This window comes from [Clostridium] clostridioforme AGR2157 (assembly GCF_000424325.1).
Taxonomy (GTDB): domain Bacteria; phylum Bacillota; class Clostridia; order Lachnospirales; family Lachnospiraceae; genus Enterocloster; species Enterocloster clostridioformis_A.
Genome location: NZ_AUJR01000015.1, coordinates 76,363 through 96,738, shown reverse-complemented (window position 1 = coordinate 96,738; position 20,376 = coordinate 76,363). Strand labels below are relative to the sequence as shown.

The window sequence follows — 20,376 nt, the reverse complement described above, 5'->3', positions numbered from 1 at the left end:
CCACTCCTGAATGACAGGCTTAAATGGATCAAGTTTTGAAGGATTCTCCTGTGCAATCGGTGGAACAGGGGAGAAATCATCCTGTGAGAGGTATTTGCGTATTGTTTTGGGATCCGAGCCGGTTTTTTCGGAAATTTCACTGATTCGGTATCCACAACTGCTCAAATCTTTGATATGATTGATTTGGGACATAGTGAGCATCTTCCTTTCCTCCTTTATCTTTGGTCGTGCTTAGATAAAGGATAAGCGTTAGTTAAAGGGGATTCAATATGTCCCGCCTTTTTTAGGGAATTTCCCTTGCTCTTTTCAGGGAATTCTGACGCTTTTTTTCGGTAATTCTAGTGTATCATAAACACTGCTCCAAATCAAACAGGGGACGCTACGCTTCCCCTGCGCTGGCTACCGCCAGCTACCCTTTTGTGAACTTGCCATCTGGGGACACCTTGCATTGCAAGCTGTTCCCAGCCGACAAGTATAGTAGAAGAACTTCTCTATCTTTTGATAAAGATAGAAAAATGTTATACTGAAAAAAATCAAAAATACCTATTGACTCTTACGGAGCGTCATAGATTAAAGTTATCTTATCAAGAACAGGAGGTTAGTAGCTATGAGGACGGTAAAAGAAATATCAGATTTAACAGGTATCAGCGTTCGCACGCTTCACTATTATGATGAAATTGGCTTGTTTAAACCAACGAAAAAAAGTGATGCGGGATACCGGCTTTATGACGATAAAGCATTGGAAACATTACAACAGGTTTTGTTTTTTCGTGAGTTTGATATTCCGCTGAAAGAAATCAAAGCTGTTATGGACAATCCAGTTCTTGAAAGAAACCAAATTTTGCAAATGCAGAGAAAAATGCTGGTAGCAAAAAAAGAACGCATGGAACGATTGATTAACAGCATTGATGACATTCTGAAAGGAGATAATAAAATGGATTTTGCAATTTTCAGTAAAACAGAAGTGGAAGAAATGTTCCAAACTATGATTGAGCATATGCCAGAAAACATGAAAAATCTTGCAGCCAAAGAGTTTGGAAGCATTGAAGAATGGAAAAAACATTATATCGAGGTAGTTTCATCAGAAGAAATGCAGAAAGGCTACGCTAAAGTTGTTGAATGGTATGGCGGAAAAGAAAAGTTTCTGTCTGTTGCAAATAATCCCATTAGCAAGGATGTGGCTGAAAGTTACAACAAGCGAATTGAGGAAATATTGCAAAAACTAATTGCAAAAAGAAATTGTGATGTAAACTCTGTGGAAGTCAAGGAAATCGTCAAAGAGTATGGATTGGTTATGAAGGAGCTTTCACAGATAAAAAATGAAGAAGAATTCATGTTGGCACAGGCACAGTACTATCGTAATGAAATAGTTAAACCAATGATAGACGAAAAATATGGTAAAGGTGCTTCTGAATTCTTCTCACAAGCAATAGAAACCGTTTATAACATTAAGTAGTAGGTGCTATTTAACTAAATACCTACCGCCCACACAGCGGCACACCAAGCAGGAAATCTGAAAAAAGGTCTCCTGCTTTTTTTCTGTCCAAAATGAGGTGGTAAAACGCCACCCCATCCATGAATCACAGAAAGGAGGGACACGAAATGCCCTGTCCACACAACGAAATCTCTGTTGTGCAGCGCAGCCAGCGGCAGTCTGCGGTTGCCGCCGCTGCTTACCAAAGCGGCGAAAAGCTGTTCTGTGAATATGACCAGCAAGTGAAACACTATCCGGAAAAGCGTGGTATCGTCCACAATGAAATCCTGCTTCCGGCAAATGCCCCGCCGGAGTACGCGGACCGCAATACCCTATGGAACGCCGCCGAAGCGGTGGAAAAGCAATGGAACTCCCAGCTTGCAAGGCGGTGGGTGCTTACCATCCCCAGAGAAATACCGCCCGACCAGTACGCTGTCCTTGTCCGGGAGTTCTGCCAGCAGCAGTTTGTTTCCAAAGGCATGATTGTGGATTTTGCTATCCATGACCCTCATCCGCCGGGACATAACCCTCACGCCCATGTCCTGCTGACCATGCGGGCGATGGACGAACATGGGAAATGGCTTCCCAAGAGCCGCAAGGTTTATGACCTTGACGAAAACGGGGAACGATTCAAACTTCCGTCAGGCAGGTGGAAAAGCCACAAGGAGGATACGGTTGACTGGAACGACCAGAAGTATTGTGAAATCTGGCGGCATGAATGGGAGATCATCCAGAACCGTTATCTGGAAGCCAATAACCGCCCGGAGCGTGTGGATTTGCGTTCCTATGCCAGACAGGGGCTTGATATTGTCCCCACTATCCATGAGGGGGCTGCCGTCTGGCAGATGGAAAAGCGTGGTATTCAGACGAATATCGGCAACCTGAACCGGGAAATCAAAGCCGCCAACCGCCTGATGAAGTCTATCCGGCAGCTCATTCAAAATCTCAAAGGCTGGATTACCGAACTGGGAGAAAAACGGAAAGAACTGCTTGCACAAAAAGCGGCGGAGGAAGCGACATTTCTTCCTAATCTTTTGATGAAGTATATGGAGATACGAAAAGAAGAACGGAGCAGCTGGACAAGGGCTGGACAGAACCGGGGGACTTCAAAGGACTTAAAGGCAGTCAGCGAAGCCTTGTCCTATCTCCGGCGAAAGGGGCTTTCTACCGTAGAGGATTTGGAAGCGTTTCTGGAAGCTTCCGAGAAATCTGTTACCGACTACTGCAGTCAGATGAAGCCAAAGGAAGCCCGCAGCAAAGTGATTGACGGGATTCTTTCCGCCCGGACAGACTGTAAGGAATGTAAGCCTGTCTATTATAAGTACAGAAAGATATTTTTCAAGAAAACAAAGGAAAATTTCAAACAGGAACACCCGGAGGTTGCCCGGTATGAGAAAGCCACTGCCTACCTTGCCAAGCACCCGGACGATAAGGACAGAACCAAAAAGGAGCTGCAACAGGAGCAGGCAAAACTGGTCAGCGAAATTGCAGAGCTGAAAGTGCCGCTGACCGAGGTACAGGATGATTTGAAGAAGCTGCGAGATATCCGCTACTGGGTACGGAAAGCCATACCCGGCACAAAGGAAAGTAAAGAGCTGCCCAAGAAGCAGCCCCTCAAAGAAGTCTTGCGGGATAAGGCTGACGAGAAAAAGGCACAAAGGACTGCCCCGGCACAGACGAAACACAAACAACAGGATATGGAACTTTAACAGGCACTTGCCATTTTCAATCAGAGGATGTCAGGTGCTTTTCTTTTTTCAAGGAGGGATAGATTTGAATGTATTTGAAGCTGTGAAGCAGTCCGTCACAACAAGACAGGCTGCGGAGCATTATGGAATCCATGTAAACAGGAACGGGATGGCTTGCTGCCCGTTCCACAACGATAAAACCCCAAGCATGAAGCTGGATCAGCGTTACCACTGCTTTGGCTGCGGCGCAGATGGGGATGTGATTGATTTTGCCGCCGCCCTGTATGGGCTGGGAAAGAAAGAAGCCGCCGTACAACTGGCACAGGACTTCGGGCTTTCCTATGAGGACTGGAAACCGCCGGGAAAGGCAAAAAAGCCCAAGCCCCGGCAGAAATCCCCGGAGGAACAGTTTCAGGAAGCAAAGAACCGCTGCTTCCGTATTCTTGCCGATTATCTCCATCTGCTTATGGCATGGAGAACGGATTACGCCCCTCACTCGGTGGAGGAAACTTTTAATCCCCGGTTTGTGGAAGCCTTGCAGAAGCAAGCCCAAGTGGAATATCTGCTGGATGTGCTGATGTTTGGGGAGACAGAGGAAAAAGCAGCCCTGATTACGGACTACGGAAAGGATGTGATACAGCTTGAACAACGAATGGCAGAGCTTGCAGCCGCAGACGCAGCAAGAACTAAAAAACACCATGAATGCCATGCAGCCGCCCCAGAGCATTGAGGAAATCAAAGCAGGGCTGGAAACCACTGAGAAAGGCGGTATCCGTCAGAGCATACGGAACTGTCTGACCGTATTCCAGCGTGACCCGCTGCTTTCCGGGGCTATCGCATACAACATCCTGACTGACCGCAAGGATATCATAAAGCCCATCGGTTTTCACAGAGAAGGCACAGCCCTGAACGATACAGATATGAAGTATCTGCTTCTCTATCTGGAAGAAACCTATGGGCTTACCAATGAGAAAAAGATTGATAATGCCATCGGGATTGTGGCGAATGAAAACAATTACCATCCCATCCGGGACTACCTCAATGGCCTTGTGTGGGACGGTACAGAGCGAATCCGCTTCTGCCTGCGGCACTTTCTGGGGGCTGACGCAGATGATTACACCTATGAAGCGTTGAAGCTGTTCCTGCTGGGTGCAATCTCACGAGCCTTTCAGCCGGGGTGCAAGTTTGAAATCATGCTCTGTCTGGTAGGCGGTCAGGGGGCTGGCAAGTCCACCTTCTTCCGTCTGCTGGCAGTCCGGGACGAGTGGTTCTCTGATGATTTGCGGAAGCTGGACGATGACAATGTGTACCGCAAGCTGCAAGGTCACTGGATTATCGAAATGTCGGAAATGATGGCAACCGCCAATGCCAAGAGCATTGAGGAAATCAAGTCATTTTTAAGCCGGCAGAAAGAGGTTTACAAGATACCCTATGAAACCCACCCGGCAGACCGCCCCCGTCAGTGCGTGTTTGGCGGTACTTCCAATGCCCTTGACTTCCTGCCCCTTGACCGTTCCGGCAACCGCCGCTTTATCCCGGTCATGGTGTACCCAGAGCAGGCGGAGGTTCACATTTTGGAGGACGAAGCCGCTTCCAGAGCCTATATTGAACAGATGTGGGCGGAAGCAATGGAGATTTACCGAAGCGGCAGGTTCAAGCTGTCTTTCAGTCCCGCCATGCAGCGGTATCTCAAAGAACACCAGCGGGATTTTATGCCGGAGGACACCAAAGCCGGGATGATACAGGCGTATCTTGATAAGTACACCGGGAGCATGGTCTGCTCCAAGCAGCTTTACAAGGAAGCCTTAAACCATGCCTTTGACGAGCCGAAGCAATGGGAAATCCGGGAAATTAACGAGATTATGAACCAGTGCATTTCCGGCTGGCGGTACTTCCCGAACCCAAGGATGTTTGCGGAATATGGCAGGCAAAAGGGCTGGGAGCGTGAAAACCCGGCAACGGACTCCGGCAACCCGTCTGAAAAAACGATGGACGGTTTTGTGGAGGTCACAGAACAGATGGAGCTTCCATTCTGAAAATGACAGCCCGTTGCACCCCCTGTTGCTGTCCCGTTGCCGATCCGGTTGCCGGGGAAAATCCCATAACTGCGGGCTTTTCTCCCCTATGACAACCAAAACAAAAGAAAAATAAAAGAAAAGTATAAATAGTAACCATCGCCAGATTGAGATTGTTTGCAAGGTCTTTTGAAGCCCGTTGCCGGACTTCGTTGCCGACACCCTCTGTCTGGCTGTTTTCCTGTGCGCAGGCAATGAGCCAAGCGGATACGCTTGCATATCCATTTGGCGAATGCTGCGACAACGATAGTTATGGAGGATAACTGCCTATGGCAAATAATAAGATGAATATTGAAGGAAAAAATTACTCAGATATTCCGGTGTGGCGTAGATATACGCTTACTATTGAAGAAGCTGCCAGATATTATCATATCGGCGAAGGAAAACTGAGAACGCTTATTGACACACATCCCAATGAGGATTTTTATGTGATGAATGGCAATCGTGCCCTCATTAAGCGTGAGAAATTTGAACGGTATCTGGATCAGGCTACTACTGTGTAAAAAGAGTTGACAGATTTACCGATTTCATATGATATAACTATGCGGAGAGCTGGATTTGTGCTATGATAAGAGTGCAAGTCTGGCTCTCTTTTTTTGAAAGGAGAGTTCACGATGAGTGAAAAAAGACGAGATAACCGTAATCGGATTTTGCGAGAGGGCGAGTATCAGCGTAAAGATGGGAGGTATCGGTTCCGCTATATTGATGAGGACGGAAAAGAGAAAAATGTGTACAGCTGGCGTTTGGACAAGAATGACCCAATGCCAAAGGGGAAGAAGCGAGAGCCTTCCCTGCGTGAGAAAGAAAAACAGATTGAAGCGGATTTGTTTGACCGTATCGTAACAAACGGTGGCAACTATACTGTTTTGGAACTGGTAGAAAAATATGTTTCATTGAAAACCGGAGTCCGCCACAATACGGTTGCCGGATATAAAACGGTTATCAATATGCTGAAAAAAGAGGACTTCGGGAAACAGCGAATTGATAAGGTGCGTTTGTCGGATGCAAAGGCATGGCTGATTAAGCTCCAGCAGATTGATGGGCGTGGATACAGTTCCATTCATTCTATCCGGGGCGTTCTCAGACCGGCATTTCAGATGGCAGTAGACGATGATCTGCTTCGTAAAAATCCATTTGAATTTGAGCTTGCATCCGTCATTGTCAATGATTCTGTTACCAGAGAAGCGATTACCCGAAAGCAGCAGAGAGATTTGCTAAAGTTTATTCAGGAAGATAAGCATTTCAGCAGATACTATGATGCAATCTACATTCTTTTTCACACAGGGCTTCGTATCTCAGAGTTCTGGACTGACGGTTTCAGAAATCGAGTTTGGAGAAATGCATATCAAGGTAGACCATCAGTTACAGCGAACTGCACAGATGCAGTATGTGATTGAAGAACCAAAAACAGACAAAGGTATCCGCTATGTGCCGATGACAGAAGCTGTCGCAGCGTGTTTTCGCAGAATTATTGCCAACCGCAAGACACCAAAGGTTGAGCCGATGGTGAAAGGATATGCTGGATTTTTGTTTCTGGATAAAAACGATATGCCGATGGTTGCCCTTCACTGGGAGAAGTATCTGGAGCATATCATTCAGAAATACAACAAGATTTACCGTATCCAGATGCCGAAAGTTACCCCGCATGTATGCAGGCACACCTTTTGCTCTAACATGACAAAATCCGGGATGAATCCGAAAACCTTGCAGTATATCATGGGTCACGCAGACATCAGTGTAACCTTGAACACTTACACCCATGTGAATTTTGATGATGCAAAGGAAGAAGTATATCGGATAGCAAATAGTTAAAAAAGCCCGTTGGTAAGGATGCTTGCTTTACCAACGGATTTACCAAGATTGCAGGGAAAAACATAAGAAAACATGAGAAGATTTGAGAAGATACCTTGAAAAGAAAGGAAAACTCAAAAGTCGGAAAACCCTGAAATATCAAGCGTTTGAGAAGAAATACAAGACTTAAATGGAGATATAAGAAGATGATAAAAATACTTTTCGTGTGTCACGGCAACATCTGCCGCAGCCCCATGGCCCTCTACTACTTCCGCAGCCTGCTAAAGGAAGGAGGCCTGTCCGGGGTAATTCAGGCAGATTCTGCTGCTACGTCCACCGAAGAAATCGGTAATCCTGTACACCACGGGACCCGCGCCAAATTAAAGCAGGCCGGCATTCCCTGCGAAGGGCACCGCGCAAAGCAGATGACAAGGGCAGATTATAATTCATTTGATTACCTGATTGGCATGGACAGCTGGAATATTCGCAACATGCAGCGCATTGCAGGTGGTGATCCTGACCACAAGATTTTTAAACTTATGGAACTCACTGGTTCTGGTAGGGATGTGGCCGACCCATGGTACACCGGTGACTTCGACACCACCTGGTCCGATGTGACGGAAGGCTGCACTGCACTGCTGAATTATATATTAGAGCGTCTTTAAACATTGCCCTTCCTTACTGACAGCTTATACTATTGCCCCGTTTGTCTCTACGACACTGCAGCCGGCATAATATTACGCTCCTTAAGATACCGCCTGTAGTATCCCGGATATCTGCCGTATTGTTGCATGTCCAGTAATATGGCTGTCAGAGGCGTATTTCATCCAGCTAATCCTGACGAGATTTTTCCTCCAGGAATACATGGACCCTCAGCGACGCGCCGTCTGTTTTAAGTGTTATGGCCCCCTTTTTTCCGGTTTCCAGAATCACAATCCCCTGCTCCTTTAAACGGGCCATTGTCTCCGGCGACGGATGTCCATAGGAATTTCCCTTTCCATAGGAAACCACGGCTAATTGAATCCTCAATCGGTCCAGAAACACCTCCGATGAAGATGTCCCGGAACCGTGATGGGCTGTTTTCAATATCTGCGCATGATTCAAATGTATATCCTGCAGGGCCCCCTCCTGTTCTGCCAGTCTGACCAGACTGCGCTCCTGTCCTTCCCCCATATCCCCGGTAAACAACATATGAAATCCCTTATAATCTCCGCACAAAACCAGGGAGTGGCTGTTTCGGTCCTTTCCGCCAAAATCTTCACCGGCATACAGACAGGTAAGCGTCAAATCCTCTGCTTCCACCCAGTCTGTGGTTTTCATATAAACCACATCTGCACCTTCTCTCCGGGCCAGTACAGCCAGATTTTCATATACCTCCTCCCCCTTTCCCATCACAGGCAGTACCAGCGTTCCTATCCTGATGTCCTTTGACTCCTCCAGCAGGTACACAAGACCGTTTATATGGTCGCTGTCCCCATGGCTTACCACCGCGTAATCAATCCATGATATTCCCCGGCTTTTTAAATAAGGCTCCAGAACAATATTCCCCAGTTTTTTCTGACTGCTGCTGCCTCCGTCTATAAGCACCACCTTCTCACCTGTCCTGAGCAGCAGACCATCCCCCTGTCCCACATCCAGACAGACAACCTCCAGTCCTTTGACGGGACGCGGGACCAATGCCAGAAAACTAAGGGCATAAATGCCAAAAAAGCACATTAAGATCATTGGTTTCCAACTGATGGCAGACGCAAATGTTACCAAAACTTCATATGCTCTCTTTCTTCCCGCCGCGGGCTTTTCTTCCCTTTCAGATGGGATTTCTGCCTTGGGGCGTGTTTGAAAACCGTTTTCTGCCAGATGGCGGGAATGAATTTTTAAACCATCTCTGGTCCGGCCTCTGATGCAAAACAGCACAACAGCTGTTCCCATCCCATATATGCCAAAATACATGACCAACCGGCCCGGCGACGGGCGCCCCAGCACCAGACTGTATCCGGGCAGCCCTTCCACAAATCTGCACAGCAGTTCATAGAACCTTAAAATATAATGTCCGGCTCCCACTGCCGCAACTCCTCCCTGAATCCAAAAGCTTCCCAGTACAATCCCGAGGATGCCGGAATACATTAATATGGAAACAAGGGGTATAACCAGAAGATTTAAAAAAATCCCGTAAAGCGGATGCTGAAAATAGTGATACAACACAATGGGAGTGAGTATGATTTGTACGCACAAACTGATAAAAAGCGTTTTTTCCCATGCCCGCTCCCATTCAATGAAGGACTGCATCCAGCCCCCTAATCCGCTGATTGCCAGAACTGCCCCAAAGGACAGTTCAAATCCGCTGTGGTAAAGCAGATACGGCTGCCTGTACAGGAGAATTAAGGCTGCCGCTCCCAATGCCGACAGGGTGTCGTAGGTTCTTCCTTTGACCGCCGCCAGCCACAGGCACAATATCATGATAACTGCCCTTATAGCGGAACCGGAACTCCCTGTCATTATCCCATAACTGATAACAAGAACAGCTGATATCATCCCGGCCCGGCCATAACCGGATCCGGCCCGGCGAATCATCAGATAAATCCCTCCGCCGATAATAGCCAGATGCTGTCCGCTGACAGCCAGAAGATGGGATATTCCGTTGCGCTGGTACATATCCCGCATCTCCGGATTCATATCAGACGTATCTCCAAGAAGCACGGCTTTAAATACTGCCACGTCCTCCGGCAGGCATATCTTCTCAAGGATGCCGGCGCAGCGCATCCGAAATTCCGTTATTCCCTTATAATAAGGAATCTCCTCACCGCCCACCACTGCCAGGTTTTCTCCATACATCCTGCATGCAGTTCCCTTTGTGCGGTAATAGGTCCTGAAATCAAATTCCCCGGGATTTCTCGGCCCCTCCACCGGCGCCAGCTTCCCTCTCACCTGTACTTCCAAACCTGCTGTCATCATTTCACCGAAGCCAGAGTCATTCTTCCCTTTGGCTCCGTTCTCTGCATACACCACTATCCTCCTGAACTTCCAGGTCCTCCTCCCCGCCTCAGCCGTCACGTCCTCCAAGATAAGGGTAATCGCATCTTCCTTTTGTTCGGCCTTTTTTATTTCTCCTCTTACCAGTATCCGGGCGCCGGCCATGGTCCGGGCCGCAGACTCCTCCCTGTCCAGTATCCCCTTTTCCTGCCGTCCTCTGGCCAGCCCCACAGACGCGCCGGCCAGGAGACATACCAAAAAGAGCAGAAGCGCCCTATGTTTTCGGTTACTCCTGCCCTGCATCTTCTCCTTTGGAGCAGAAAGGCGCAATACACCTCTACCTGTATCCAAAAGCCATACCAAAAGCCATAGGATTCCGGCCGCAGCCTCGCACAGCCACGTCAGAACCCCTATGTCCACCGCCGTATTAACCTGCAGGGCCAGCACCTCTCCAAGTACGTAACCTGCTGCCAGTACAACCAGCGGTCTCTTCATATTCGGTTATGTTTCCTTTCGTCTATTCTTTCTGCCCGTCAATATAGTTCTGGCTTCTCTCAAAGGTGGTATTCAGGGACACCACGTCCCGGAACATCACATCCTTAGAGCCGTTTATCATGATCTGCACCTTTGTCACTGTTGTCATCTCTGAAAGAGAATCCACAATGGAATAAATGGGTATATACTCGTTCACTGCCAGAGTTGTATTGGCAAAGGCGGAATCAAAGTTGATATAACATACATTATCCGTCACTGACAGGCTCAGTATCTTGCAGTCTGACGGAAGCGTGGGATTATGTCCCTCCTGCCCCGGTCCGGCAATGAGCTGCTCTACTATCAGCTGTTCCAGGGAAGTATTGATGTTGTGGACCACCTCCCGCTTCTCCGGCACCAGGCGGTTGCCTGTCTCATCGGCAAAATACAGGGTAAGCTCCGTCTTTTCGTAGGCATTTACATTGCTGGTGTTCATGATAAAATCAGTGGATGTCAACATTCCCACGGGATTTCCCTGCCGGTCCATCAAAGGCTGGTCCCCGCAGTAAATATTGATATAGTCAATTCCCTCAATCTGCGTCAGGGTTCTGGTGAGGGCTGCCCGGCAGAGAATCTCCCGGTCCGCCTTCATGGCTGTGTAATTCATGTCGAAGTACAGATACAGCACCTGTTCCTCCTGGCGGCTCCCCTGATAGGTCACCCGGTCCGTCAGGCCAGGCTGGCAGTCCAAATCCTTTGGTACATTCAGGAACTGGTCCATCAGTTCATTCACCAGCTCCCCCTTATCCTTTGTTTCTGTCACATATACCTGGGGAACCAGCTTGGTGATGGACGCATTCAGATAGTAAATCAGATATCTGCCCTCGGCAGGGTTTGATGAGGGGCTTTCACCATCCCCGCAGCCTGACAACAGGAATAGGGCCGCCATCAGGGGCAGAAACAGCCTTCTCACCGCATATCTTCCCACCGCATATCTTCCCACGGTATGTCTTCTCACGGTATGTCTTCTCAAGGTATATCTGCTCATGGCTTCGCCTCCTGTCTCGGTACATAGTTAAGAGGTATCCTCACACTGAATGTGGTTCCCTCTCCCACCGTACTCTCCACATCTATGATACCGTGGTGCATCTGAATGACATTTTTCGCGATAGCCAGTCCCAGCCCGGTGCCGCCCACTTCCCTGGAGCGCGCCTTATCCACCCGGAAAAACCGTTCAAATATATGTTCCAGCGCATCCTCCGGTATCCCGATACCGGTATCCGCCACCTTGATGTAGAAATATTTGTGGTCCGCATCCAGGGTCACGCGGACCACGCCTGAATCCCGGTTGTATTTGATGGCATTTTCCACCAGATTGGTGATTGCCAGGGATATCTTTACCTTATCCACATCCGCTGTCACTTCCCGGATGCTCTCCAGAATCAGTTCCACATTTCCGCGTTTGGCAATGGGACGCAGACGTTTTAAAATCAACTCCAGTTCTCCGTTGATATTTACCTGCTCTATGTTCATCTGGTCTTCAGCTGTCTTATCCATCTTGACCAGCATCAGCAGGTCCTCTATAATCTGGTTCTCCCGGTCAATCTCGTCCGAAATATCCGTCATAAACTCCCGGTACAGCTCCACCGGCACGTCTTCCATCCCCATAAGTGAATCAGCCAGCACACGGATAGAGGTGATGGGCGTCTTCAGTTCATGGGACACATTGGAGACAAACTCCTGGCGTGACTGGTCCACGGCCTTAAGCTTGCCCAGGGACTTCTGGACTGACTGGGACAAAAGCCTGGTCTCCCTGTAAGTCTCCTCTGTGATGTCCGCGTCCAAATCTCCCTGTGCCACCCTGTCGAATGACATCTGAAGTTTCTTAAAAGGACGCAGCAGCAGATGGGCTGCCACCACACCCAATACACTGATCACAAGCGCCATGCACACCAGAAACAGATGGGATTTTCCCATGACCTTGTCTGTCAGGGACAGAATGTTTTCCGTGGATGCGGTGACCACAATGACTCCGCTCACAGCTTTTCCGTCCGCAGCGTCATACACGGGAATGGTCTGGGCAAAATACTGCATATCCTTGTTGTAGTGGCTGCTGTTCTCACCCTTGAAACACTTGATGACTTCTTCTGACAAATAATACTTTCCCGTGGCCAGATTAAAGGTATCTGTCACCACCCGGAAATTGCTTCCCACTATGACGATTCTTCCATTATATACATCGGACAGGGTCTGCATCTGGCTGTCCAGGCTGGCATTGTTCTTTTTCTCGGCCGTCATATAGCCGGACCGGGTCATCTTATTGCTGAGTATGACACACTGGTTCTGTATCTCTATGAACCTGGCATCCAGCTGGCTCTGCCGGAATGTTCCCAGCATGATGCCGGCCTCCAGAAAGAGCGGAATCAGAGCAGCGCCTATGATGATGGCGGCCAGAGGTACCTTCATGCTCATGCCAAAGGTACGCAGCTTCTTAACAAATTTCTTTTCCGACACTTATTCCAGCTCCTTTAATTTCCTGGTACAGGCAACTGCCAGGGCGCCAGGGCCGATATGGCATCCGATACTAAGGGATAGGGGAGCCCCAAACACGGGGACGCCGGGATATAATTCCCTTACTGTTTCTTCCAGCTCATGGGCTGCCTGCTCACTGCATGTATGGGCAATCTGCAAATAGGTGTGTTCCGCCTTCCGGTCTGCCAGGCGCTCCTCCAGGTCATGGGCCAGGGCAGTCAGCATGATGGTCTTGGCCTGCTTCATGGTCCTGGCCTTGGCAAATGCATCCAGCTTTTCTCCCTGGATGGTGAGCACCGGCTTTATCTTGAGCAAGGTTCCCAGCGCTGCCGCGGCAGGGGTAATCCTGCCTCCCTTTTTCAGATATTTAAGGGTGTCCACCGTAATATAAATGGAGCTGTCAAACCTGGTTGCCTCCAGCTTTTCCTTTATCTGCTCACCGCTCCATCCCAGCTCTGCCAAATCCCTGGCGTCCAGGGCAGACTGTCTCTGGGTAACGGAAATCCTCTGGTTGTTCACCACCTGGACGCGGCCCTCATAATCTTCCGCCAGCATAAGGGCTGTCTGGCAGGAACCGCTTAGTCCGCTGGACATGGGAATGTACACCACCTGATCATGGTCCTCCAAAAGCTGGTCCCACTGCTCCATCACGTCTTTGGGCGAGGGCTGGGATGTGGTGATGTCGGCGCCTTCCTCCATCCTTTTGTAAAATTCTTCATGGCTTAAATCAATTCCCTCATAAAATACCTGTCCATCTATCATAAAAGGCATGGGAAGCACATATATGCCCAGCTTCTTTGCCTCATCCTGCGTTACTCCGCTGTTGCTGTCCGCAACAATAGCTATTTTCATATTAAATGTTCTCCTTTATGCAATCCCCTGGTTCAGTCTGTTTGCGGTTGTGTATAACTGGTAATACATTCCCTTCTTCTCCAGCAGCTGTTCATGATTCCCCTCTTCCACAATCTGATTGCCTGCCAGCACAAGTATGCGGTCTGCACCCTGGATGGTGGTCAGGCGGTGGGCGATTGTGAGTGTTGTTCTGCCTTCCGCCAACATATCCAGCGATTCAGCCACAAGATGTTCGCTCTCATTATCCAACGAGGCGGTGGCCTCGTCAAGTATAACCAGCTTTGGAGCACGAAGCAGTACCCGGGCAATGCTGATTCGCTGCTTCTGTCCACCGGAAAGCTTCACACCCCGTTCTCCCACATAAGTATCATAGCCATCTTTTAGAGCTTCAATAAATTCATGGGCGCCAGCCATTTTTGCCGCCCTGATGACTTCTTCCCGTGTCGCTTCCGTTTTCCCATATGCGATGTTTTCGTAGACACTGCCGGAAAAAAGATATACATCCTGCTGAACCACTCCTACATTACTTCGTAAGCTCTGGAGTGTTACCTTTTTGATATTCTGGCCATCCAGAAGAATTTCACCCTCCGTAGGATCATAAAAACGTGGGATCAGATTACACAGCGTTGTTTTCCCTCCTCCTGACGGACCTACCAAAGCCACTTTTTCTCCCGGTTTAATCGTCAGGTTAATGTCGGAAAGCACCGGTGTGTGATTATCCGGATACTCAAATGATACATGTTTAAAGGTGATTTCTCCCTCTACATTTTGAAGCGGCACCGCCCCTTCTTCATCAAAAATATCAATACTGGCATCCATCAGCTCTGTAAAACGTTCAATTCCGGTCATTCCTCTCTGGAACTGCTCTGCAAATTCTATAATACGGCGGATGGTTGCCAGCAGGGTTGTCACATATAATGTATATGCCACCAAATCTGCCGGTGCAATCAGTCTCTTTATCATGAAGATACCGCCAGCCACGATAACCACCACATACATGAGTCCGTCAAACATACGAATGGTATTCTGAAATGCAGCCATATACTTATATGTCTGGCGTTTTATTTTCAGAAATTCCTGATTATCGCGGTTGAACTTTCCAATCTCCACATCTTCGTTGGCAAAGGCCCGGACTACCTTATTCCCCAACAGGCTGTCCTCAATTCTGGCATTCAGCTCGCCAATGTGATTTCTCTGATGCTTAAATGCCTTTTTAACCTGTATATTTAAGTAAGAACAAGATATGGCCATTACCGGAATCAACACAAAGATGATTACCGTCAAAAGCAAATTAATCTGGGAAAGGACCACAAAAGATACCACTGTCTTTACAAATGCAATGAAAAACTCCTCCGGACAGTGATGCGCAAATTCCGTCACGTCAAATAGATCACTGGTAATGCGGGACATGATCTGCCCCACTTTTGTATTGTTAAAATAGTTATCCGACAACTTCTGCAGGTGTGCAAATGCATCCTCCCGCATATCCGTTTCAATAGCCGCGCCCATCACATGGCCTGTATAAGCCATATAAAAGCTGGCTAAGCCGTCAATAATTCGTAACAGGAAATAAAGCGCACCGATTGTCACAATCGTGCGTATCGTCAGCGCAGACAAATCGGTCATTCCAATATTTGTGACATAGCGCAGAATCAATGGCAGCACTAACTCGCAAATGCTTGTGAGCGCTGCACAAAATAAATCCATTGCCATGATTCCCAAATATTTCCGGTAATATGGTGCAAACCTTTTCAGTAATGTACTTGTTTTCATCTTTTCACTTCAGCATCCCTGCATACCATCTGCTATTTCACTAATCCTAGTCCAGTTCTTTCACTGTCCTACACTATGTGATGTTTTCTAGTGTATCATAAAACCTACTTTTTTTCCACCAGAAAAGCACAGCCTTTTGATTTGGCTGTGCCACATATTCTTTTATCCGCCTACGTTGTTTATGAGTATCCTAAACCGAAATGCTGTTCATTCTCCCTTTTTAATGGTCACAGAATATGTACCATTTTTCTTCCTGTTTGTTATAAATTGAATGGGAAAGTTTTTGCACAGATTTATCCGAATCAAGAAGATTTCAAAATTACTTTAAAGTGTACAGCAGATGCCGGGCAATTTTATAGACAGGTGTATCCGGATGTAGTGGTAAGGGGATATCACTGCCCGCCTGTGCAGCAGCCTTACTGGAATACGATTTATCTGGAATACTTCTCTGACGAAGAGCTTCTTAACATGATTGACCATGCCTATGATACCGTTTTATATAGTTTCAGTAAAAAAGTTCAGAAACAGATTCTAACGGCAGATGAAATAGAAATTATGCATGTTGGTACATCTCCAAAAGGATAATCCTCATAGGCTTTCCATTTATTCAGGCAATATGCCTTGATATCTTCCAATTTCATTTTATTGTCTCTCCCTGTCACAATTGGAAAACAGAAAAATTCCATCTTCGTATTGATTGCTCTTTTCCGTATATTCATCAATTACATTTTTCCAGAATAAATATGCCTGCTCACTTCCATAGGACGGGGAAACCTCCCAATTTCCCGTATATATGTCAAAACATGCGAAGGCTGCTTTCTTCCCGATTTTATTTCTTCTGAACTTAGGCAGTACCATAAATTCTGCTATACTATGACCGGAATCGCATTTCTGCACATGGGTATTGATCATGACAAATCCCAGAAGCTTGCTTGTTCCCTGCTCCTTTATGAAGAAAGCATCTCTCCCTTTTTCCGTAAAATAATTTTCAAACCACGGATATTCAAATAATCCATCTTCGTCCATATCATTCTGGTCGCTGAGGCTTTCTTCAAATAAAGAATATTGTAAGAGCCTGTATAAAACAGCCCTTTTAGATTCTTCCACTTTTTCCAATATAATAGCCATGTATTCTCCTTTTACATACAGTCTTCCGGTAATTCCATCTCATCATTCATGCTCACAAAACCATAGCGTTCATATAAAGGTCTTCCCATATACGTTGCCTCTAATGAAATATGCTTTACACTTTTATTCTTCACTTCTTCTATCAGAAGCTCCAACGTATGGTATGCAATCCCTTTTCGCCTGTAGTCCGGGTTCGTATACATATTCATAATATATGCTTTCCATCCTGTCGGATTATGATAGGTGGGCATTACTCTGAAAAAACTGACTCCTCCTGCACCGATACATTTTTCTCCATCGAAAACAAGATATGCGATATGTGATTCTGTCTGCAGAGACTCCTGCTGCTCCACAAGCGACATCTCTATATCATCACTCAGACGGTTCGCAACACGCAATACTTCAATTCTTGTTCAATTCTATGTCTTCCAGACCTGCTCTCTTATAAACAAATTCCATATTTATCACAGCTCCTGTATTTATATTTCTTTACGGTAAATTTCCAATTCATAAGGCTACCCATTCCGCAAATCTGTCTTCTTTTCTGCATATTGATAGGTAACGCCACAAGACAAGGCCAGAGCTTTTGAAGCCTCATTATTTGCACGTGTAGAATAATAAAATTCCTTTGCTCCCAATGAAAATGAACGGCAATATTCCAGCAACAACCGTAAAATCTGCTTCCCGTATCCATTTCCCACATATTCGGGTCCAAGTGCTATACTCGCATCCTGATAAATATGCGGCTTAATTTCTTCCACACCTGCAAAACCTATGGCTTGACCAGACTTCTTCTCATAAACCAACCAGGTATCATGTTTTTCCTGATATTTTATGGTCTTCTGTATCCTCACTTTGGCATCTTCTTTATCTGTTGTCACACGCCATGACATATATCTTGCTGTTTCCGGTCTTGACCAGACATTCCGGTACATTGCCTGCCAATCCTCAAATTCTGCCTTTTTCAGTCTCATTACACCCAAACTCTTTCAAAAAACAAATCCTATTATCACAGTCCATTGAATAAGAGACATCCCATCAAAAGCTTCAACAGAACCATCGTTCATCTTATTTTTAAAATACCACTCAACTATAGTCTGGTTGTTCTTATGAAAGAATTGTTTCACATCCCATGTAAGGTCAGCCCCTCTTGTATTCCATTCATCAAACCTGCGGATTGACTGTTGGGAAGCAGAGAAAGGACTAAAGACTACTCCTTGCTCGGAATGTGGCTTAAATGCCCTTGCTATTGATGAGCCACTTGAATACGCCCGTCTTTACCTTGAGGGCAATCCAGCGCTTGTTCGTTTCATCATAAATGGGTTCTGATTCCAGTCCATGATTATTCGGATTAGCATGGAGATACCTAAACTGCTTATTTCCAGGTGTATCTGATATGCAAAAAAGACGTAAAGGTCAACTTTCAAAATTGCCTTGATAGGCGCTTGACTGGGCGAAACACCCGCTGCGTTGATAAGCATAGCAGTGGATATGGGCTACACCTTCTTTGATACGGCGGAATGCTATCTTGGAAATCGTGCAGACGGTACGCTGGCTCATAACGAGGATTTGGTGGGCGTAGCACTAAAACCCTATCGCAATCAGGTGAAGATCGCTACAAAATGCGGCGTACAGCATTCGCCGGAGGGACTTGTCATGGATTCCCACCCGGAAACCATCCGAAAGGCCATTGAAGGAAGTATTACCCGGCTGCAAACTGACCATGTAGATTTGTATTATCAACACAAAAACAGGCCTTCAGAGGCTTCTCCGGCCTTTGAGGAAACCAGCTTCCATTTTATCCTATTTCCCATAAAAATGGAAGGGATACCCGACCATAAAAAGCCAGTCAGGAAGCATCACTTTGCCTTCAACTGTTCATAAATACCCCGGATATTCTGGATAAGCTGCGGATGCAGGAAATCTTTCTGGTATACCATGTCAATCTGGCGCACCATGGAGGAATTTTCAATGGGAATAATGGCCAGACGGCCACTGGCCAATTCCTCGCGGCAGGCGCTTTTTGCAATGATGGTAATTCCCAAATCCATGGTTACCAGCTCTTTAATCATGGACACATTATCCAGCTCCATCATCACGTTAAACTCTGCCAGGCTCATGTCCCTGGCGCCCAGATGCTTCTCAAACGGCTGCCTTGTGCCTGCACTGCGGCTGCGCAGAATCAGCTTTTCATGGCGTATCTCCTCCACGGACACGGTCTTGGCCCTGGCCAGGCGGTGCATGGGAGAGACAGCCAGACACAGGTAATCCGTGTCAGGAAGCAGCAGGAATCATATTGACCATAGCAGTCATGCTGGCATCCGGCTTTCTGTTGACACGAATCACAAAACGGCTTCACCTGCCTAACGTTACCGGTTATATCATTGGGGGAGTCATCATCGGGCCCTGGTGCCTGAACCTTGTCCCTTCACAATATATTGAACAGATGGATTTCATCACGGAGTATAAGGCCAGAGGGCCGTTTGTGGACACCATCCTGCAGGTAGCTGCCCTGGACGATGCTGTCTCCCTGATTGCCTTCAGCGTGTGCGCGGCCTTTGTCCAGGCCAGCTCCTCAAACGGCTCTGTGACGGTTTCCCAGATTGCATTTCCGGTGCTCTTTAACCTATTGGCGCTGGCGCTGGGCGGATTATCCGGTGTGGTGCTCAGCAGGCTGATACACAAACGCCGCAGCAAGGATCACAGCCTGGTTCTGGCCTGTGTCACCATTATGGGCGTGGCCGGTATCTGTACTTCCCTTAATGTTTCTCCCCTGTTAGCATGTATGGCCTCCGGCACAGCCTATATCAATGCCAGCTGCAACAAACACCTGTTTAAGCAATTAAACCAGTCCACGCCTCCCCTCCTGGTGGTGTTCTTCGTGCTTTCCGGCATGGGGCTTTCCATCCCCAGCCTAGCAGCTGCCGGCGTGAGCGGCATTGTTTACTTTCTGTTCCGCATTGCAGGAAAATACACCGGCTCTGCCCTGGGCGCCGCGGTTACCCACGCTTCACCGGAAATCCGCCGTTACTTTGGCCTGGCGCTGATTCCTCAGGCAGGTGTTTCCATCGGCCTGGCTGTACTGGGACAGCGTATGCTCCCCGCAGAAAGCGGCCAGCTGCTTTCCACCATCATTCTGTCCAGCGGGCTTTTGTATGAAATGGTGGGGCCTGCCTGCGCAAAGGCTTCCATCAAGTTATCCGGAAGCGTTGCGGGGAAGGCGGCTGTTGGTAAGTCTGTCTCTGGTAATTCTGCTGCTGGTAAGGCGGCTGTCGCTGGTAAGGCGGCTGTTGCTGGTAAGGCGGCTGTCGCTGGTAAGGCGGCTGTTGCTGGTAAGGCGGCTGTTGCTGGTAAGGCGGCAGTAAACAGACCATCTGCAACTAAAGCAGAAGAGGCTGAACAACCAACTGTGCATAAAGCGGGCGCAACGGCCCTGGAGGAACATGAACTAAAAAAATCCCAGACAGCAGTAAGGAAACGAATACTACTGTACCAACCCGGCAAATCCCTCCAAAACATCTAAGTGATTTGGGACTACTTGGCGCCTAATCCGGCAATTTCAGGTCAAAAAAAGCCAGCTCCGCACATTCGAAACTGGCTTTTATATATATTTATTCTTACT

General features: G+C 47.5%; 15 protein-coding genes and 7 pseudogenes. 11 read left to right on the top strand and 11 right to left on the bottom strand.

What is annotated here, in order from left to right; translation table 11 throughout:
* Positions 1-192 (bottom strand): annotated as a pseudogene (locus G614_RS32145) (IS21 family transposase); the annotation flags it as partial.
* A 415-nt stretch (positions 193-607) separates the two neighbouring features.
* Between G614_RS32145 and G614_RS0109105 the strand changes: the two are divergent.
* The 7 genes and pseudogenes from G614_RS0109105 (at position 608) to G614_RS0109075 (ending at position 7,693) form a co-directional block, all read left to right on the top strand.
* Positions 608-1,456 carry a MerR family transcriptional regulator gene (locus G614_RS0109105; protein WP_027641723.1) on the top strand — a complete coding sequence of 283 codons (849 nt, stop codon included), beginning with the start codon at positions 608-610 and terminating at the stop codon, positions 1,454-1,456.
* A gap of 146 nt (positions 1,457-1,602) precedes the next feature.
* Positions 1,603-3,183, top strand: coding sequence for a MobQ family relaxase (gene mobQ / locus G614_RS0109100; RefSeq protein WP_027641722.1), 1,581 nt, complete (start codon positions 1,603-1,605; stop codon positions 3,181-3,183).
* A 64-nt stretch (positions 3,184-3,247) separates the two neighbouring features.
* On the top strand, positions 3,248-3,892 hold the full coding sequence (locus G614_RS0109095) for a CHC2 zinc finger domain-containing protein (protein ID WP_027641721.1): 645 nt from the start codon (positions 3,248-3,250) through the stop codon (positions 3,890-3,892).
* The gene (locus G614_RS0109090) at positions 3,861-5,198 is read left to right on the top strand and encodes a virulence-associated E family protein (RefSeq protein WP_027641720.1); all 1,338 of its coding nucleotides are present in this window, start codon (positions 3,861-3,863) and stop codon (positions 5,196-5,198) included. The genes G614_RS0109095 and G614_RS0109090 overlap by 32 nt, the downstream gene beginning before the upstream one ends.
* Positions 5,199-5,506: 308 nt before the next feature.
* Positions 5,507-5,740 carry an excisionase gene (locus G614_RS0109085; RefSeq protein ID WP_027641719.1) on the top strand — a complete coding sequence of 78 codons (234 nt, stop codon included), beginning with the start codon at positions 5,507-5,509 and terminating at the stop codon, positions 5,738-5,740.
* Between the two features lie 111 nt (positions 5,741-5,851).
* Positions 5,852-7,049 (top strand): annotated as a pseudogene (locus G614_RS27160) (integrase DNA-binding domain-containing protein).
* A gap of 185 nt (positions 7,050-7,234) precedes the next feature.
* On the top strand, positions 7,235-7,693 hold the full coding sequence (locus G614_RS0109075; protein ID WP_027641718.1) for a low molecular weight protein-tyrosine-phosphatase: 459 nt from the start codon (positions 7,235-7,237) through the stop codon (positions 7,691-7,693).
* Positions 7,694-7,859: 166 nt separating this feature from the next.
* Here the strand turns inward: G614_RS0109075 and G614_RS0109070 are convergent, their stop codons facing one another.
* The 5 genes from G614_RS0109070 to G614_RS0109050 are packed head-to-tail and all read right to left on the bottom strand — an operon-like array spanning position 7,860 to position 15,626.
* Positions 7,860-10,493 carry a ComEC/Rec2 family competence protein gene (locus G614_RS0109070; protein ID WP_027641717.1) on the bottom strand — a complete coding sequence of 878 codons (2,634 nt, stop codon included), beginning with the start codon at positions 10,491-10,493 and terminating at the stop codon, positions 7,860-7,862.
* A 22-nt stretch (positions 10,494-10,515) separates the two neighbouring features.
* Complete coding sequence (locus G614_RS0109065) at positions 10,516-11,517, bottom strand: GerMN domain-containing protein (RefSeq protein WP_044917521.1); 1,002 nt, start codon at positions 11,515-11,517, stop codon at positions 10,516-10,518.
* Positions 11,514-12,983 carry a sensor histidine kinase gene (locus G614_RS0109060; RefSeq protein WP_027641715.1) on the bottom strand — a complete coding sequence of 490 codons (1,470 nt, stop codon included), beginning with the start codon at positions 12,981-12,983 and terminating at the stop codon, positions 11,514-11,516. Before G614_RS0109060 ends, G614_RS0109065 begins: the two co-directional genes overlap by 4 nt.
* Positions 12,984-13,853, bottom strand: coding sequence for a DegV family protein (locus tag G614_RS0109055; RefSeq protein WP_027641714.1), 870 nt, complete (start codon positions 13,851-13,853; stop codon positions 12,984-12,986).
* A gap of 15 nt (positions 13,854-13,868) precedes the next feature.
* Positions 13,869-15,626 carry an ABC transporter ATP-binding protein gene (locus G614_RS0109050; RefSeq protein ID WP_027641713.1) on the bottom strand — a complete coding sequence of 586 codons (1,758 nt, stop codon included), beginning with the start codon at positions 15,624-15,626 and terminating at the stop codon, positions 13,869-13,871.
* Between the two features lie 90 nt (positions 15,627-15,716).
* Between G614_RS0109050 and G614_RS27155 the strand changes: the two genes are divergently transcribed.
* Entirely contained in the window at positions 15,717-16,211 is a 495-nt protein-coding gene (locus tag G614_RS27155) for an MmcQ/YjbR family DNA-binding protein (protein WP_242828045.1), read from the top strand.
* Between the two features lie 57 nt (positions 16,212-16,268).
* Here G614_RS27155 and G614_RS0109040 read toward each other — a convergent pair whose 3' ends face one another.
* The 4 genes and pseudogenes from G614_RS0109040 to G614_RS32635 all read right to left on the bottom strand — a co-directional run.
* Positions 16,269-16,754 (bottom strand): GNAT family N-acetyltransferase, encoded by a 486-nt coding sequence (locus G614_RS0109040; protein WP_027641712.1) that lies wholly within the window; start codon positions 16,752-16,754, stop codon positions 16,269-16,271.
* Between the two features lie 11 nt (positions 16,755-16,765).
* Positions 16,766-17,213 (bottom strand): annotated as a pseudogene (locus tag G614_RS27150) (GNAT family N-acetyltransferase).
* A 56-nt stretch (positions 17,214-17,269) separates the two neighbouring features.
* Positions 17,270-17,728 (bottom strand): GNAT family N-acetyltransferase, encoded by a 459-nt coding sequence (locus G614_RS27145; RefSeq protein ID WP_044917520.1) that lies wholly within the window; start codon positions 17,726-17,728, stop codon positions 17,270-17,272.
* Positions 17,727-17,923 (bottom strand): annotated as a pseudogene (locus tag G614_RS32635) (nuclear transport factor 2 family protein); the annotation flags it as partial. The gene G614_RS27145 and the pseudogene G614_RS32635, both read right to left, overlap by 2 nt.
* Before the next feature lies 1 nt (position 17,924).
* Between G614_RS32635 and G614_RS32630 the strand changes: the two are divergent.
* Positions 17,925-18,083: pseudogene (locus tag G614_RS32630) on the top strand (DUF6061 family protein); the annotation flags it as partial.
* Between the two features lie 141 nt (positions 18,084-18,224).
* Positions 18,225-18,638: an aldo/keto reductase gene (locus tag G614_RS0109020; protein ID WP_330366798.1), complete on the top strand. Its 414-nt coding sequence runs from the start codon at positions 18,225-18,227 to the stop codon at positions 18,636-18,638.
* On the opposite strand, the pseudogene G614_RS27140 reads toward G614_RS0109020, so the two are convergent.
* A pseudogene (locus tag G614_RS27140) lies at positions 18,614-19,030 on the bottom strand (LysR substrate-binding domain-containing protein); the annotation flags it as partial. The gene G614_RS0109020 and the pseudogene G614_RS27140 overlap by 25 nt on opposite strands.
* A 35-nt stretch (positions 19,031-19,065) precedes the next feature.
* Here G614_RS27140 and G614_RS27135 point away from each other — a divergent pair.
* A pseudogene (locus G614_RS27135) lies at positions 19,066-20,303 on the top strand (cation:proton antiporter).
* Positions 20,304-20,376: the final 73 nt, after the last annotated feature.

Excerpts from the sequence above, each read along its gene's own strand:
- G614_RS0109105 (WP_027641723.1), top strand. The coding sequence starts at position 608 with ATGAGGACGGTAAAAGAAATATCAGATTTAACAGGTATCAGCGTTCGC.
- mobQ (WP_027641722.1), top strand. The coding sequence starts at position 1,603 with ATGCCCTGTCCACACAACGAAATCTCTGTTGTGCAGCGCAGCCAGCGG.
- G614_RS0109090 (WP_027641720.1), top strand. The coding sequence starts at position 3,861 with ATGAATGCCATGCAGCCGCCCCAGAGCATTGAGGAAATCAAAGCAGGG.
- G614_RS0109085 (WP_027641719.1), top strand. The coding sequence starts at position 5,507 with ATGGCAAATAATAAGATGAATATTGAAGGAAAAAATTACTCAGATATT.
- G614_RS0109075 (WP_027641718.1), top strand. The coding sequence starts at position 7,235 with ATGATAAAAATACTTTTCGTGTGTCACGGCAACATCTGCCGCAGCCCC.
- G614_RS0109070 (WP_027641717.1), bottom strand. The coding sequence starts at position 10,493 with ATGAAGAGACCGCTGGTTGTACTGGCAGCAGGTTACGTACTTGGAGAG.
- G614_RS0109065 (WP_044917521.1), bottom strand. The coding sequence starts at position 11,517 with ATGAGCAGATATACCTTGAGAAGACATACCGTGAGAAGACATACCGTG.
- G614_RS0109055 (WP_027641714.1), bottom strand. The coding sequence starts at position 13,853 with ATGAAAATAGCTATTGTTGCGGACAGCAACAGCGGAGTAACGCAGGAT.
- G614_RS0109050 (WP_027641713.1), bottom strand. The coding sequence starts at position 15,626 with ATGAAAACAAGTACATTACTGAAAAGGTTTGCACCATATTACCGGAAA.
- G614_RS0109040 (WP_027641712.1), bottom strand. The coding sequence starts at position 16,754 with ATGGCTATTATATTGGAAAAAGTGGAAGAATCTAAAAGGGCTGTTTTA.
- G614_RS27145 (WP_044917520.1), bottom strand. The coding sequence starts at position 17,728 with ATGAGACTGAAAAAGGCAGAATTTGAGGATTGGCAGGCAATGTACCGG.